The organism is Streptomyces sp. P9-2 (assembly GCF_051903975.1).
Taxonomy (GTDB): domain Bacteria; phylum Actinomycetota; class Actinomycetes; order Streptomycetales; family Streptomycetaceae; genus Streptomyces; species Streptomyces cellulosae.
The window spans coordinates 6246767-6261169 of sequence record NZ_CP192633.1 but is presented as its reverse complement, the minus strand read 5'-3'; the positions used below and the strand labels follow the sequence as shown (position 1 = coordinate 6261169).

Below are 14403 nucleotides of genomic sequence, written 5' to 3'. Positions count from 1 at the left end.
CGCCATGACCCGCGTGCTCATCACCGGTTTCGCCCCCTTCGACGGCGAGAGCGTCAACCCGTCCTGGCAGGCGGCCTCCCTCGTGGCCGCCGAGCCGCCCGCCGGGCTCACGGTCACCGCCGTCGAACTCCCCTGCGTCTTCGGGGCGTCCATCGACGCGCTGCGCGACGCCATCCGCGCGTCGGCCCCCGACCTGGTGGTCTGCCTGGGCCAGGCGGGCGGCCGCCCCGGCGTCACCGTGGAGCGCGTCGGCATCAACGTCGACGACGCGCGCATCCCCGACAACGCGGGCAACCAGCCCATCGACGAACCGGTCGTCCCGGGCGGCCCCGCCGCGTACTTCTCCACCCTGCCCGTGAAGGCCTGCGTCGCCGCGATGCGCGAGGCCGGTGTCCCGGCCGCCGTCTCCAACACCGCGGGCACGTTCGTCTGCAACCACATCACCTACGGCCTCGGTCACCTCATCGCCACCGAATTCCCGCACGTGCGCGGCGGTTTCGTGCACGTCCCCTGGGCGCCGGAGCAGGTCACGGACGGCACCGCCCCGGCCCTGGAGCCCGCCACGGTCGCCCGGGGGGTGCGCGCCCTGCTGGCCGCCGCCGCCGACATGCCCGCGGACCAGGACCTGAAGGTCACCGAGGGAGCCACCCACTGATGCCGCTCACCGCGTGCGCGGCCGGCTTCGCCCGGCTCGCCCTCGCGAACATCACCCGGGAGTACCCCAACTTCCCCGCCCACCTGGTGACGTCACCGGAGGAGCGGCTCGAACCGAGCGCCCTGCATCCGGCCTTCTACGGCGCCTACGACTGGCACTCCTCGGTCCATATGCACTGGCTGCTCGTCCGTCTGCTGCGCCGCCACGGGGGAACGGCCGCGTTCCCGGAGACCGCGCCGGTCGTCGAGGTGCTCGACCGGCACCTCACCCCGGAGAACATCGCCGCCGAGGCCGCCTACCTCCTCGACCGGCCCTCCTTCGAGCGGCCGTACGGCTGGGCCTGGCTGGTCGCGCTCGCCGCCGAGTGCCGGGCGCACGGGGGCGCGGCGGGCGCCCGCTGGGCCGAGGCGCTGGCGCCGGGGGTCGCCGCGGTCGAGCGGCTGCTGGCCGACTGGCTGCCGAAGGCGACGTACCCGGTACGCCACGGCGCCCATCCCAACAGCGCCTTCGCCCTGGGGCTCGTCCTCGACTCCGGGGAGGTGTCCGCCGCGACCACCCAGGCCGTACGAGAACGTCTGCTGGCGTGGTTCGCCGACGACCACGACGCGCCCGCGCACTGGGAACCGTCGGGGCAGGACTTCCTGTCGCCGGCGCTGACCGAGGCCGACGCGATGCGCAGGGTGCTGGAGCGGGAGCGGTTCGCGCAGTGGCTCGACCGCTTCCTCCCCGCGCTGCGCTCCGGCGCGCCCTGCCCGCTGCTGGAGGTCCCGGTGGTCTCCGACCACGCCGACCCGCAGATCGGGCATCTGCTGGGCCTCGCCCTCAGCAGGGCCGCCGCGCTGCGCTCGATCGCGGCTGCGCTGCCGCACGGTCCGGTCCGCACGCGTCTGGCCGAGGCGGCCGAGGCCCACCTCGCCGCGGGCCTGCCCGCCGTGCGGCGCGGCGACTTCACCACGGACCACTGGCTGGCCACGTTCGCGGCGTTGGCCCTTGACACGGGGCGCGATGAACCGATGTGACGCCGCTCGGCGGCCGAACGGCGCGCCACAAGGCGGTGTTGACCGGGAAGTGGGCGAATCCCCCCATTCCGGTCAACACCGCCTCAAGAGCGGGGGCCGGGACTGCCTGCCGGGCAGGCAGTCCCCCCCTAGTCCCGTGCCGGAACGGCCATTTCCCCGAGCAGTGACCAACCCTCCTGCGGAACCGTGACGTTGACGATCTCCGGGGTCCGTACGAGGTGGGGCGGCAGGGTGCTCCGTGCCTTGGTGAAGTGGTCGGAGGTGACGTGGGCCTGGCCGGCCTCGTCGTCGCGGAAGGCTTCGACCAGCACGTAGACCGTGGGGTCCTCGACACTGCGGGACCAGTCGAACCACAGGCATCCGGGCTCGGCGCGGGTGGCCTGGGTGAACTCGCGGGTGATGTCCGGCCAGGCGTCGGCGTCTTCGGGCAGAACGTGGAACTTGGCGGTGATGAAGATCAAGGGGGGTCTCCCAGAGGCGTATCGGTCGGCGATCCGTTCACGGCACGAGAATGGCCCGTCCTCGCACCCGTCCGGCGTCGAGGTCGTCCAGGGCGTCCTGGAAGCGGTCGAGGGGATATGCGGTGGTGTGCAGCCGCACCTTGCCCCGAGCCGCGAGCACCATCAGTTCGCACAGGTCGTTGTAGGACCCGACCAGGTTTCCGATGAAGTTGATCTCGGCCGAGATGACGTCGATGGTGGGTACGTCGATGTTCTCGCCGTAGCCGACCACATGGTAGTCGCCCGCACGCCGCAGCATGCGCACGCCGTCGCGCGTGGCGCCGCCCTCGCCGACGAAGTCGATCACGGCTTCGGCTCCGTGCCCGCCGGTGAGGGCGAGGACCTCCTCGACCTGATTGCCGCCGCTCATGACGCCATGGTCCGCCCCGATCGAGAGGGCCAGCTTCAACGCGTCGGGATTCCGGTCGACGACCACGATCTCGGCGGCGGTCAGCGCCTTGAGGACCTGCACGCCGATGTGTCCGAGTCCGCCCGCGCCGATGACCACGCACCGGTCGCCCGGGCGGAGACGGCGGGCCGCCTTGGCCACGGCGTGGTAGGCGGTGAGGCCGGCGTCGGCCAGCGCCGCGACGTCGGCGGGTTCCAGGGAGTCGTCGATACGGACGACGCTGCGGGCGGAGGTCTTGAGGTACTCGGCGTAACCGCCGGCGGTGTCGATGCCGGGGAAGAGGCTCTGCTCGCAGTGCACGTCGTCGCCCGAGCGGCACGCCCGGCACAGCCCGCAGGTGATCAGCGGGTGGACGATGACCTTGTCGCCCTCGGCGACGTTGGTGACGGCACTGCCCACGGCGTGCACCCAGCCGGCGTTCTCGTGCCCGATCGTGTACGGCAGCGTCACGCCCGACTTCTCGGCCCACTGGCCTTCGAGGATGTGCAGATCGGTGCGGCAGACGCCGGCCCCGCCGATCTTCACGATCACGTCGTACGGGCCGGTGACCGTGGGAGACGGTACGTTCGCGAGCTCGAGGTTGCGGTGGTATCCGACGACCTGGACTGCCTTCACGGGGTGTGCTCCTTTTCGGGGGTGACGAGCGTGCTGTCTTCCTGGCGGGGCGACTGGTCCTGGGCGGCGTCCGGATAGCGGGTGCGCAGAAGGGCACGGCAGAAGTGCGCGTTGCCGTCGATCGACAGGCGGACCGACCGGGCGAAGCGCAGCCGCAACGGGATCTCGCCCGCCTGGTAGGGCAGTCCATGGTCGTCGACCATGACGGGGTCGGACGGTGATGTGCCGAGCCCCAGGGCCTCGCGGCGTCGCAGCAGCGCGCTGGTCGCTTCGGTGCTCGGCAGATCGCCGAGCACGATGCCGTGGAGACGTTCCTCGGTGAGCGAGGGGTCCTGCCGCAGCAGCGCGGAGAGCGCGCGTTCCATGGCGGCGGCATGGGCTTTGCGGCGGAAGATCAGCCGCAGTTCCTCGAGGCCGTTCCCCGCCTCGGCTCCGAAGGTCCCGCGGTAACCGGCGTCCGTGGCCAGTCCGCGGTTGATCAGGTCCGAGTCGTGATGGTCGTCGAGCAGCACCGTGACCGCGCCGACCCCGGGGAGGGCCGTCAGGACGTCTTTCGCGTCGGACGCCATGAGGTAGGCGAAGTTCGGCGCGCAGAACGAGGACGGCAGCCGCAGGTGCACGGTCAGCCGGTGATCGCCGTCGGCCTCGACGGACCGTACGAAACCCAGGTCCGTGATCGGTTCGTCCAGCTCGGGATCGACGACCCGGGCGAGCGCCTGCCGGGCCCGCTCCTCCAGTGTCGTGGCGTGCTTCTCGCGCGCCGGGGCGTGCGCGGCCATCTCACACCCCCGCCGGCTGTGCCAGGGCGAGGTCGGCGGGGACCGGGATGTCGTACAGGGCCGCCGCGTTCAGCCCGAGGATCTTCTTCTTCTGTTCCACGGTGATCGGCGGGTACTCCCCCTGCATGTCCTCGGGGATCTGGAAGTCGACGAACCTCTCGATCAGCCAGCGGGGAGTCCACAGCGCGTAGTCGCTGGAGAACTGGATGCGGTTCTCGTCGAGCCAGAACAGGAGCTCGCCGAGGATCTGTGCGAAGTACCGGGGACGGCGGTGGATGAAGGGCATGGCGACCGCCAGACCGGCGTGCACGTTCGGTTCCTGCGTGGCGATCCAGCAGAAGTCCTCGAGGCGGGGCAGTCCGCAGTGCTCGACGACGAAGTTCAGTTCCGGGAAGTCGCTCGCGGCCTTGTCGACATCCGCGACGTCGAAGGCGTCCCTGTCGAGCGGCCGGATCGTCGGGCCCTTGTGGATGTGGATGTTCTTGATGCCCAGTTCCCGGGCTGCCTCCAGATAGCGGTACGACCACGTGTCGTCGAGTTTGTAGCCGCGTGAGTCGCCGTGCCATTCCGCGGTGTACAGCTTGGCGCCCTTGAGCCCGAAACGTGCCGCGTCCCGGCGGAGTTGTTCGATCCCCTTCTGCTCGAGACGCGGGTCCCAGCAGTGGTTGTAGGTCAGCCGGTCGGGGTGCTGCTGCGCCAGCGCGAAGGCTTCCTCGGCCTGGCCGAAGCCGCTGTCGAAGAACGCTCCGAGATGGGCGGGCTGGAAGATCGCATGGTCGACGTGCCCGTCGTCGAAGAGGTCCTTCATCAGGCGCCGGCCGCCGTAGTAGAGGAAGTCCTCGTACGGCCACAACTCAGCCTCCGGGCTGAGGTTGCGGTGATAGTCGTAGAAGCAGTCGATGAACTGCTTGCCGTGGATGTTCAGCTGGTTCGAGGGACGCGCGTCCCACAGTGCGACGTGCGCGTCCACGATGAAGTAGTTCTCGCCGTCCTTGGCGTACATGTCGGTCTCCGTCCCGGTGACGACCGTGTTCCGGAGAGTGACGTTAGGCAGAGTCGCGGCGACGGGGCAGGCTCGTGCTGTCTCACTTTGAGACAGCCGGCAGGGAACGCTGTCCGGCACCCCCGTCATAGCCTGAGCGCAGATCGACGCACGGGCTCGGTGTGGAGGCCGCAGTGGACCAGAACCGCAACCCGGCGCCCGTCGCCCGCCACGGGGACGAGGCGACGGCCGCAGAGACAGCGCTGCTGACGCCCCGTCTGCAGGCGTCATGGCAGCGCAGCCGACGGTACGGCCTGACTCCGGAGGACCTGCGGCCCGACTTCACGGGCACGGTGGACACCGAGTCCCTGCTCTACGAATGCGGCCACGAGGTGCTTCGGGGACTCAAGGACACGCTGGCCGACGAACCGGTCGGCATGACGCTCACCAACAGCGACGGCTTGGTGCTGTTCCGGTTGTGCGGCGACTCCTCGGTCAGCCGGTCCCTCGACCGGGTCAACCTCGCCCCCGGCTTCTTCTTCTCCGAGAGCAACGCCGGCACCAACGGGATGGGCCTCGCCCTCGCCGACCGCGCACCCTCGTTGGTACGCGCCGAGGAGCACTACTGCACCCTCCTGCGGCAGTACACCTGCGCCGCGGTACCCGTGCTCGACCCCGTCACCGGGGAACTCGCGGGCAGCGTCAACCTCACCACATGGTCGGACCGTTCGTCGAAGCTGCTCCTGGCGCTGGCGCAGGCGGCGGCAGGGAACACGGCCGCCCTGATGCTCGCCCGCACCACCGGCAGGAAGCCGCGTCCGGCTCCTCGCGGCGAGGTGTTCCAGGTGTTCGCGCACCGGGCCGGCACGGGGAGCCGGTCCCCCCTCCTGTCGGCACGGTGGACGGACGCGGTCGCGGAAGCCCGTACCGCCCTGGCCGAGGGCCGGCTCCTCGCCGTGGTGAGAGAGCCGGGAACGGGCAAGTCGACCCTCGCGGCCCTCGCCCGGCGCCAGGTGCGGTCCCGGGAACGCATTCTGTGCGCCCGTCCCCCGCTGCCCGACGACATCACGCCGTGGATGGAGATCTGGGCCCCGGAGCTGACCAAGACTCACACCTGCGTGATCATCGCAGGGGTCCACACCCTGCCCGCGTGGGCAGCCGAGGACCTGGCCGGGCTGCTCTCCGGCAGAGCGTACGGGGACACCGCGGACCCGCACCCGCACCCGGCCGTCATCACCGCCGAGGACTACGCGAGCATCCCCCAGGCCCTGCGTTCACTGGTCGGCGCCGTGGTGGAAGCACCCACCCTGCGTTCCCGCCCCGACGACATACTTCCCCTGGCGGACCACTTCGCCCGCGCGTTCCGGGGCCGTCCCGTCACCTTCTCCCCTGCGGCCGCCCAGGCGCTGACCACCTATCACTGGCCGGAGAACAGCAGGCAGCTCCGGCGGACCGTGTGCGACGCCGCTTCCCGCACCGACGTCGTCGACCTCCGGCACCTCCCCGGCGAGGTCTTCGTCGGCACGCCTCGTCGGCTGAGCCGGATCCAGGCCCTGGAACGGGACGAGATCATCAGGTGTCTCACCGAACCGGCCACCACGGTGGCGCAGGCCGCGGACGCCCTCGGCATGAGCCGGGCGACCATCTACCGCAAGATCGCCCAGTACGACATCACCATCCCCTCCCGTACCCGCTGAGGAGGGACGGCCCGTCCCTGGTCCGTGTCACGCGTACCCGCCCCGAGCGCCCGGCTGCGCGCTCCCGGACAACCCGTGCCGCATGCGCCTCGGAGCGGTCATGGGGGTGGGCGGACCACTGCGCCGGGAGCCCGCCGGGACCGGGTGCGCGGTCCGTGGACATCCCTCCGGGTTACGGCAACCGCGAGGTGGTCGGGCGTTCGCTGCGGCGGGCGTCGCACGCCGCGTGGCGCTGGAAGTACCCGACATCGACATGGGGGCGGCACTGGTCCGGCACGGTCCGGGCGTCGCCGTCCTGCCCGCGTTCGCCGTCGCCCGCGCCACCGGGCCGCACGTCCTGGACGTTCACGGCACCGTGCCCCGCTGGAGCCACGCGTCCCGGCGCGTCGTCGACGCGGCGGCCCAGCTCGGCTCTCCGGGCGCTGCTCGACCTGGTCGACCTCCACGTCATGGCCCTGTGACGCCCGGCCCACCGTGTGCGCCTCGCACCCGCACGGCCACGCGGGACCGGCGGCCCGCGGAGTCCGTGCCACGCTGCGAGATCAGCTGTCCAGCTCCTCCTCGACCGGCGGTTTCGGCACCTCGCGGAAATGCTGGGACTGTCCGGGCCTGCCGCCCTTCCGGGCCTGCTCGGCTCGCTGAGCCGGGCTCAGCCCCAGGTCGGAGTCGGGGTCCACACGGACCGACCGGGCCACCTCCTCGCGGTTGGCGTACTGCTCGGCCGGAATGCCGCGCAGCGCCTTGACGACATCCGGCGGCGCGCCCTTCCGGCTCGCCTCTTCGATCAGCGTGTCCTTGCCGGCGGGGAAGTCGACATCCTTGACGGCCTCCACCACGTCCCGGGCGCTCGTACTGTGAGTCATGGCTCCTTCTCCCTCGTCGGAATCCGGAATCTGGGGCCACCCGGGTAACCGGCAAGGACCGCTCACTCACCTCCCGCACCCACCGGATTTCACCGGTTCTCCGCTCCGGTCCAGGACCCGGGGATCCACGGTCGCGGTGCCGGCGTCAGGAGCGTGCGAGCCGGGCCGCGAGATAGGGCGCGGTGGCGCTGCGGCGGGCCCTCGCCACCTTGGCCGGCGGACCCGCGGCGACCACCCGTCCGCCCGCGTCACCGCCGCCGGGACCGAGGTCGACGACCCAGTCGGCGGTGGTGATCGTGTCCAGGTCGTGCTCGACGAGGACGACCGTGTTGCCGGCGTCGACGAGCCGGTGCAACTGTCGCAGCAGCAGCGCGACGTCCGAGGGGTGCAGCCCCGCCGTCGGCTCGTCGAGCAGGTAGAGCGCGTGCCCGCGGCGGGCCCGCTGCAGCTCCGTGGCCAGTTTGATGCGCTGCGCCTCACCGCCGCTGAGTTCCGTCGCGGGCTGGCCCAGCCGCAGATAGCCCAGTCCCACCTCGCGCAGCGTCTCCAGACTGCGGGACGCGGCCGGCACCTCCGACAGGAACGCGGCGGCGTCGTCGACGGACAGCGCGAGCACGTCCGCGATGTTCTTGCCGCGATAGGTGACGTCCAGCGTCTCGGCGTTGTACCGGGCGCCGTGGCAGGTCGGGCACGGCGCGTAGGTGCCGGGCAGGAACAGCAGTTCCACCGCGACGAACCCCTCGCCCTGGCAGGTCTCGCACCGCCCCTCGGGCACGTTGAAGGAGAACCGCCCGGCCGAGTAGCCCCGCGCCCTGGCCTCGTCCGTCGCCGCGTACAGCTTGCGCACCGCATCGAACATCCCGGTATAGGTGGCCAGGTTGGACCGGGGGGTCCGGCCGATGGGCCGTTGGTCGACCCGGACCAGCCGGTCGAACGACTCGACCCCCGACGCGTCCTGGACGTCGACCTCCAGACGCGCCTCGCCGGGTTCCTCGGGCGCGAGTCCGAGGTGGCGGCGGACCACCTCGGCGAGCACCTGTGTCACCAGCGTCGACTTCCCGGAACCGGACACGCCCGTCACCGCCGTCAGCACACGGAGCGGTACGTCGACGGACACGTCCCGCAGATTGTGGCGGGAGACGCCGCGCAGGTGCAGCCAGCCGTGCGGGGTGCGCGGCCGGTGGTCGGGGGGCTGGGCGCGCCCGAACAGATACCGGGCGGTGGCCGACTCCCCGACCCGCTCGAGGCCGGCGACCGGTCCGCTGTACAGCACGCGGCCGCCGCCCTCGCCCGCGCCGGGGCCGATGTCGACCACCCAGTCCGCCCGCCGGACGACGTCCATGTCGTGCTCCACGACGAACAGCGAGTTGCCCGCCGCCTTGAGGCGGTCCAGCACGTCCAGCAGCGGTTCGGCGTCGGCCGGGTGAAGGCCGGCGGAGGGTTCGTCGAGGACGTAGACGACGCCGAACAGCCCCGAGCGCAGTTGGGTGGCGATCCGCAGGCGCTGCGCCTCGCCGGGCGACAGGGTCGTCGAGCGGCGCCCGAGGCTGAGATACCCCAGGCCCAGGTCGAGCAGTACGTCGATCCGCGCGACCAGATCGCCGCAGATCCGGACCGCGACCTCGGTCGTCTCCCCGGACCGGGCGGTCGACGTGGCGGCGTCGGCCTCGGACCGCCCGGCCACGGGCCGCAGCAGCGCCACGACCTCGGTGAGCGGCATCGCGTTGATCTCGGCGATGGAACGTCCGGCGAAGGTCACGGCGAGCGCCTCGGGCCGCAGTCCGCTGCCGTCACAGGCGGGGCAGGGCACACTCCTGACGAACCGGAGCGCCCGCTCGCGCATCCTCTCGCTCCTGGAGTCGGCGAGGACGTGCATGACGTGCTTGCGGGCGCTCCAGAACGTGCCCCGGTAGCCGTGATCGACCCGGCCCTCCTCCGGCTCGACGTACACGGAGGGCTGCTCGTCCGTGTAGAGCAGCCAGTCCCTGACCTTCTTGCTGAGTCTGCGCCACGGCCGGTCGATGTCGATCCCGAGGCCTTTCACGACACTGCGCAGGTTGGCGCCCTGCCAGGCGCCCGGCCAGGCGGCGATCGCCCCCTCGCGGATGCTCAGCGAGGGGTCCGGGACGAGCAGGTCCTCGGCGACGTCGTGCACGACGCCCAGTCCGTGGCATTCGGGGCAGGCGCCGGCCGCGGTGTTGGGTGAGAACGACTCGGCCTCCAGCCGGGCGGCGCCGGGCGGATAGGTGCCGGCGCGGGAGTACAGCATGCGCAGCAGGTTGGACAGCGTGGTGAGGGTGCCGACCGTCGAGCGCGAGCTGGGCGACCCGCGTCGCTGCTGCAGGGCCACGGCCGGCGGCAGTCCGGTGATCTCCCGCACGTGCGGTGCGCCGACCTGCTGCAGCAGTCTTCGGGCGTACGGCGCCACGGACTCGAAGTAGCGCCGCTGGGCCTCCGCGTAGAGGGTGCCGAACGCGAGCGAGGACTTGCCCGAACCGGAGACGCCGGTGAAGGCGACCATCGCGTTGCGCGGAACGTCGACATCGATGTTCCGCAGGTTGTTCTCACCGGCGCCCCGAACATGCACGAAGGGGTCGGTCGCGTCCTCGTTCACCCCTCCTGATTACCTGATCGCGTCCCGGACCGCGCGACGGGCGCGTCACCGGCTCCGGCGTGGGCGAGCCGGCACGGACCGGCTCGCCCACCCTCTGCCGGCCCCGGAAACGGCAGTCGAACGGTACGGGTACTGAAACGCTCAGGCAGGGGGTCCGGTCACCGGACGCTGCCCGCGGCCGGCGCGGCTTCCTGCGGGGTGCCGGCCTCGGGCGTCGACCGCTCCCTGACGGCCAGCATGATGAGGCATCCCGTGAACGGGCCGGCGGCCAGCGCGAGGAAGGCCGCGCTGAAGGAACCGGTCGCGGAGAACACCATGCCCACCACGACGGGCACCACCACGCTGCCCAGTTGCCAGGTGGCGTTCGCGATGCCGGACGCGGAGCCCGTCACCGAGGGCGGTACCAGCCTGGGCACCAGGGCGACGACCAGCGGGGTCCAGCCGTAGGCCGCCGCCCCCAGCAGCGGGGCGAGCCAGATGAGCGCGTTCGGGTTACCGAGCTCGCCGAAGCACACCAGCGTGCCGCCGAACATCGCGAGGATCGCGATCGTGGGTGTTCTGCGGGCGCCTCCGAAGAAACGGTCCGTGACGTATCCGACCGCCGGTTTCACGGCGATGGCGGTGACCGCGAAGACGGACACGACCAGTCCGGCGGTGGCCGGGGTGACCGAGTGTCCCTTGATCATCAGGGCGTTCGCCCAGGTGATGAATCCGTACAGGCCCCAGAATCCGCAGAAGCCGGTCAGGCAGGTCAGGACGAGGCTGCGGTTGCGCGCCAGGGCGCCCAGGTCGAGCCGGCTCGCGGGGCGCTCGCTCCTGGACTCGTCGGTGTCGAGCATCGGGCCGGGCCGTACCAGGAAGAACAGCAGCACGGCCAGCACGATGGAGAGGATGCCGAACGTGTGGTACGAGGTGTGCCAGCTGTACTTGGCGATCATGGCGGGGACCACGGTGTTGGCTATGGCCGTGCCGAGGGACGTGGCGGTGGTGAACAGTCCCATGGGCAGACCGAGGCTCGCCGCGGGGAACCAGCTGGTGATGAGCCGGATGCCGGCCGAGTAGTCGGCGCCGGCGAAGAGCCCGACCAGCGCCTGGAGGGCGATGCCCACCGTCGCCGACGTGGTCGAGCCGAAGGCGGTCATGCCGATGCCCGCGCCCAGCAGGGAGACGGTCAGCATGATGCGGCCGCCGTAGCGGTCCACGCCCATGCCGCCCAGGGCGTTGGAGACGACGTAACCGACGTAGTAGGCGGTGGCGAAGGCTCCGAGACTCGCCAGGGGTACGGCGAGACTCTCTCCGACGAAGACCGAGGCCGGGCCCCAGGTGGAGCGGTCGATGGACGTGAGGGTGAAGGAGACCCAGCAGGCGATCAGGACGACCCACCGGTACGGCGACGGCGGCGGGTGGTCGGACGGCTGGGCAGGCTTGTGTGACGACAGGTTCACCGTTGAACCTCCGTGGGTGTGGGATCGGGGGTACCGCTCTCGGGCGGTCAGAGATCCAGCACCAGGCGGCGTGAGGCGCAGCCGCCGACGCAGATCATCATGGTGTTGCCGGCGGCCCGTTCCTTCTCGCTGAGGATGGTGTCCTGATGGACGGGCTTGCCCGCGAGCACCTTGGTCTCGCAGGTGCCGCAGAAGCCTTCCTCGCAGGAGTACAGGACGTCGGGCCGGACCGCGCGCACGGCCTCGAGGATGGAGGTTCCGGGCTCGACGGTCACGGTCTCGCCGGTGCGGGCGAGTTCGACCTCGAACGCGGCGGCGGGGGTGGTGTCCTCGTCGTCCGGGGCCGGTGCGGGGGGCTGAGCGGCGGTGAACTGCTCGGTGATCAGGGTCAGATCGGGGCGGTCGGACTCGACCGCGGCGCGCAGGGCGGTGAGCATGCCCGAGGGGCCGCAGGCGTAGAGCAGGCTCTCCTCGGGGGCCTCGCGCACGATGTCGGCGAGGGGCAGGGGGCCTTCCGCGCTGTCGCTGCGCAGGGTGAGGGACGCGCCCGCCTGGTGGGCGAGGTCGCGGAGCTCCCCGGTGAACGCCATGGTGTCGGGGCGTCGTCCGCCGTAGTGCAGTGACCAGGGGACGCCGTGCCGGGTGGCGTGGCGGGCCATGGCCAGGACGGGGGTGATTCCGATGCCGCCGGCGACGAAGACGTAGCGGGCGGCGGGCCTGAGCGCGAAGTGGTTGCGGGGGCCGCGCACCGTGAGGGTCGTGCCGACGAGCGCGGTGTCGTGGAGTTCGGCGGATCCGCCGCGGCCCGCGCTTTCGCGGAGCACGGCGATCGTGTAGTGCGGATCGGCGGGGTCGCCGCACAGGGAGTACTGCCGGATCAGGCCGGAGGGCAGGCGCACATCGATGTGCGCGCCCGCCTCCCAGCCGGGCAGGGTTTCGCCCGCGGTGGGCGAGAGCACCATGGAGATCACCTGGTCGGCTTCCAGGCGGACTTGGGTGACGACGGCCTGGATCCAGTCGGTGTCCGTCATGGTCGGCCTGCCTTTCTTTCAGATCGGGCCGTGGCCGGCGGTCTGCGGACCGCCGCGCAGCACCCGCAGCAGTGCGAGGGCGGGTGACATGCCGGAGAGGACCACGACGGTGTCGGCGGCGGCGCGCAGTTCGGCCGCAGCGCTGCGTGCTTCGGGGCCGTGCCAGCCGCGGTCGGGGCTGATGACGATCGCGCCGACCAGGGCGCCGGACGCGCGGGCCGAGGCGCCGACGCGGGTGGCGACGCCGGCTTCGACGGCGGCGAGGTCGTGGGTCAGCATGACCACGACGTCGGGGTGGGACTCCGTGCCGCCCAGGGGTGTGTCGGTGCCGGAGATGGTGATGCCGTCGAGCGCGTCGTGCGGTGCCGGGCCGGTGACGGCGGTCCGGGAGCGCGGTTCGAGGGGGACGAGGAGTACGTCGGCCTGGTAGGACCGGTGGGAGCGGGAGGCTGGCGGCATGCCGGCGAGCCCTCCTTCCGGGTGCGCGGACGGGTCAGATGGAGACGAAGTCCTCGCCGGGGCGGACGACGAGGGCGTCCTTGGCGCCTTCCTGGAAGGGGACGGACCGGGGCAGCAGCACCGAGGCCGACCGCACCCTGTGGTGCTCGGCCCGGTCGCCCGGCAGCGGTTCGTCCTTGGCGGCGGTCTCGGCGGCCGCGAGGAGACGGCGGCGGGCCAGGATGATCGCGGCGTCGGACGTGCCGAGGCGTTCCTTGGTGCGGTCGACGATGGGGCCCATGCTCTCCTGCAGGGAGAAGTCCTGGGCGGCGATGCCCTCGACGCCGCTGAAGCTGCGCTTCTCCTTCTGGGCCTGACGGTCGATCAGGTAGTCGTTGGTCTTGTTCGCCGCCGTGCGGTAGGTGCCGGGCAGGTACTTGGCGTGGATGCCCTCGCCGCGGCGCATCGCGTCGAGTTCGTCCTCCCGCAGGGGGCGGGTGGGGTGGTAGTTGATGCTCCAGGCCCAGCAGTTCTCGTCGTCGATGGGCACCCAGGCGTGTCCGCCCAGCGGGTTGTGGGTGCCGAACGGCGGGATGATCGTGTACCAGGGCATGATCCACTGGGTGATGCGCCAGTAGTAGTTCTCCTCGTCCGCCTCCCGGCGGGCGCCGATCAGCAGACCGCCGTCGGACTCGATGACCTCGAACTTGGGCCTGGTGTCCGCCTTGAGGTACTCGATGCCGGGGGTGCCGGCGTGCATGGGGTCGTCGTCCATGTTGAAGCGGTGGGCGAAGGAGACGTGGCTGGAGTCGATCCCGCCCTCCATGGCCTGCATGAAGTTGGACTCCTGCAGCCGCTTGGAGACGAAGATGTTCTCGGGCGGCAGGGCGGCCCACTCCAGCTCGGGCAGCTCGGGCTTCAGCTCCGGCGGGCCCATGTAGGTCCAGATGACGCCTCCGAGCTCGACGCAGGGGTAGGCCGTCTGCTTGATCTTCTCGTGGAAGCGGCTGGCGGGCGGCTCGGACGGCATGTCGACGCAGTTGCCCTCGACGTCGTACTTCCAGCCGTGGTAGGCGCAGCGCAGACCGCACTCCTCGTTGCGGCCGAAGAACAGGGACGCGGTGCGGTGGCTGCAGAACTCGTCGAGCAGACCGATACGGCCCTGGGTGTCGCGGAAGGCGATGAGGTTCTCCCCCATCAGCTTCACCCGCACCGGCGGGCAGTCGGGCTCCGGGATCTCCTCGGCGAGCAGCGCGGGGATCCAGTAGCGGCGCAGCAGGGTGCCCATCTCGGTGCCGCGGTCGGTGCGGACCAGTCGTTCGTTCTGTTCCGGCGTCAGCATGTGCGTTTCTCTCC

At 71.4% G+C, this 14403-nt stretch carries 13 protein-coding genes and 1 pseudogene; 4 read left to right on the top strand and 10 right to left on the bottom strand.

Annotation, left to right across the window (positions count from 1 at the left end; all coding sequences use genetic code 11):
* Window positions 1–4 precede the first annotated feature (4 nt).
* Window positions 5–655 carry a pyroglutamyl-peptidase I gene (gene pcp, locus ACQY0Z_RS28300; protein WP_189903096.1) on the top strand — a complete coding sequence of 217 codons (651 nt, stop codon included), beginning with the start codon at window positions 5–7 and terminating at the stop codon, window positions 653–655.
* The gene (locus ACQY0Z_RS28295; RefSeq protein WP_439813029.1) at window positions 655–1674 is read left to right on the top strand and encodes a DUF2891 domain-containing protein; all 1020 of its coding nucleotides are present in this window, start codon (window positions 655–657) and stop codon (window positions 1672–1674) included. The genes pcp and ACQY0Z_RS28295 overlap by 1 nt, the downstream gene beginning before the upstream one ends.
* Window positions 1675–1802: 128 nt before the next feature.
* On the opposite strand, the gene ACQY0Z_RS28290 is transcribed toward ACQY0Z_RS28295, so the two are convergent.
* Genes ACQY0Z_RS28290 through ACQY0Z_RS28275 form a run of 4 tightly spaced genes read right to left on the bottom strand, consistent with a single transcriptional unit; the run spans window position 1803 to window position 4980 of the window.
* Entirely contained in the window at window positions 1803–2135 is a 333-nt protein-coding gene (locus tag ACQY0Z_RS28290; RefSeq protein WP_210638029.1) for a putative quinol monooxygenase, read from the bottom strand.
* Between the two features lie 37 nt (window positions 2136–2172).
* A complete protein-coding gene (locus tag ACQY0Z_RS28285) occupies window positions 2173–3198 on the bottom strand; it encodes an NAD(P)-dependent alcohol dehydrogenase (RefSeq protein ID WP_189903091.1) in 1026 nt (341 codons plus the stop codon).
* Window positions 3195–3977, bottom strand: coding sequence for a metal-sulfur cluster assembly factor (locus ACQY0Z_RS28280; protein ID WP_439813028.1), 783 nt, complete (start codon window positions 3975–3977; stop codon window positions 3195–3197). Before ACQY0Z_RS28280 ends, ACQY0Z_RS28285 begins: the two co-directional genes overlap by 4 nt.
* Before the next feature lies 1 nt (window position 3978).
* Complete coding sequence (locus tag ACQY0Z_RS28275; protein WP_189903087.1) at window positions 3979–4980, bottom strand: amidohydrolase family protein; 1002 nt, start codon at window positions 4978–4980, stop codon at window positions 3979–3981.
* A gap of 173 nt (window positions 4981–5153) precedes the next feature.
* On the opposite strand from ACQY0Z_RS28275, the gene ACQY0Z_RS28270 reads away from it, so the two are divergent.
* A complete protein-coding gene (locus ACQY0Z_RS28270) occupies window positions 5154–6656 on the top strand; it encodes a helix-turn-helix domain-containing protein (protein WP_439813027.1) in 1503 nt (500 codons plus the stop codon).
* An 82-nt stretch (window positions 6657–6738) separates the two neighbouring features.
* A pseudogene (locus tag ACQY0Z_RS28265) lies at window positions 6739–6954 on the top strand (LysR family transcriptional regulator); the annotation flags it as partial.
* Window positions 6955–7198: 244 nt separating this feature from the next.
* On the opposite strand, the gene ACQY0Z_RS28260 reads toward ACQY0Z_RS28265, so the two are convergent.
* The 6 genes from ACQY0Z_RS28260 to ACQY0Z_RS28235 form a co-directional block, all read right to left on the bottom strand.
* On the bottom strand, window positions 7199–7519 hold the full coding sequence (locus ACQY0Z_RS28260) for a DUF2795 domain-containing protein (protein WP_019521453.1): 321 nt from the start codon (window positions 7517–7519) through the stop codon (window positions 7199–7201).
* Between the two features lie 145 nt (window positions 7520–7664).
* Complete coding sequence (gene uvrA / locus ACQY0Z_RS28255) at window positions 7665–10133, bottom strand: excinuclease ABC subunit UvrA (protein WP_439813026.1); 2469 nt, start codon at window positions 10131–10133, stop codon at window positions 7665–7667.
* 158 nt (window positions 10134–10291) lie between these two features.
* The gene (locus ACQY0Z_RS28250) at window positions 10292–11578 is read right to left on the bottom strand and encodes an MFS transporter (protein ID WP_254586311.1); all 1287 of its coding nucleotides are present in this window, start codon (window positions 11576–11578) and stop codon (window positions 10292–10294) included.
* Window positions 11579–11625: 47 nt separating this feature from the next.
* Window positions 11626–12609, bottom strand: a complete 984-nt coding sequence (locus tag ACQY0Z_RS28245) for a PDR/VanB family oxidoreductase (RefSeq protein ID WP_381727036.1) — start codon at window positions 12607–12609, stop codon at window positions 11626–11628.
* A gap of 18 nt (window positions 12610–12627) precedes the next feature.
* Window positions 12628–13068 carry a hypothetical protein gene (locus ACQY0Z_RS28240; RefSeq protein WP_254586313.1) on the bottom strand — a complete coding sequence of 147 codons (441 nt, stop codon included), beginning with the start codon at window positions 13066–13068 and terminating at the stop codon, window positions 12628–12630.
* A gap of 34 nt (window positions 13069–13102) precedes the next feature.
* On the bottom strand, window positions 13103–14389 hold the full coding sequence (locus tag ACQY0Z_RS28235; protein WP_439813025.1) for a Rieske 2Fe-2S domain-containing protein: 1287 nt from the start codon (window positions 14387–14389) through the stop codon (window positions 13103–13105).
* Window positions 14390–14403: the final 14 nt, after the last annotated feature.

Coding starts and splice junctions, on each gene's coding strand:
- ACQY0Z_RS28295 (WP_439813029.1), top strand. CDS start 655: ATGCCGCTCACCGCGTGCGCGGCCGGCTTCGCCCGGCTCGCCCTCGCG.
- ACQY0Z_RS28280 (WP_439813028.1), bottom strand. CDS start 3,977: ATGGCCGCGCACGCCCCGGCGCGCGAGAAGCACGCCACGACACTGGAG.
- ACQY0Z_RS28235 (WP_439813025.1), bottom strand. CDS start 14,389: ATGCTGACGCCGGAACAGAACGAACGACTGGTCCGCACCGACCGCGGC.
- ACQY0Z_RS28260 (WP_019521453.1), bottom strand. CDS start 7,519: ATGACTCACAGTACGAGCGCCCGGGACGTGGTGGAGGCCGTCAAGGAT.
- ACQY0Z_RS28245 (WP_381727036.1), bottom strand. CDS start 12,609: ATGACGGACACCGACTGGATCCAGGCCGTCGTCACCCAAGTCCGCCTG.
- ACQY0Z_RS28240 (WP_254586313.1), bottom strand. CDS start 13,068: ATGCCGCCAGCCTCCCGCTCCCACCGGTCCTACCAGGCCGACGTACTC.
- ACQY0Z_RS28275 (WP_189903087.1), bottom strand. CDS start 4,980: ATGTACGCCAAGGACGGCGAGAACTACTTCATCGTGGACGCGCACGTC.
- pcp (WP_189903096.1), top strand. CDS start 5: ATGACCCGCGTGCTCATCACCGGTTTCGCCCCCTTCGACGGCGAGAGC.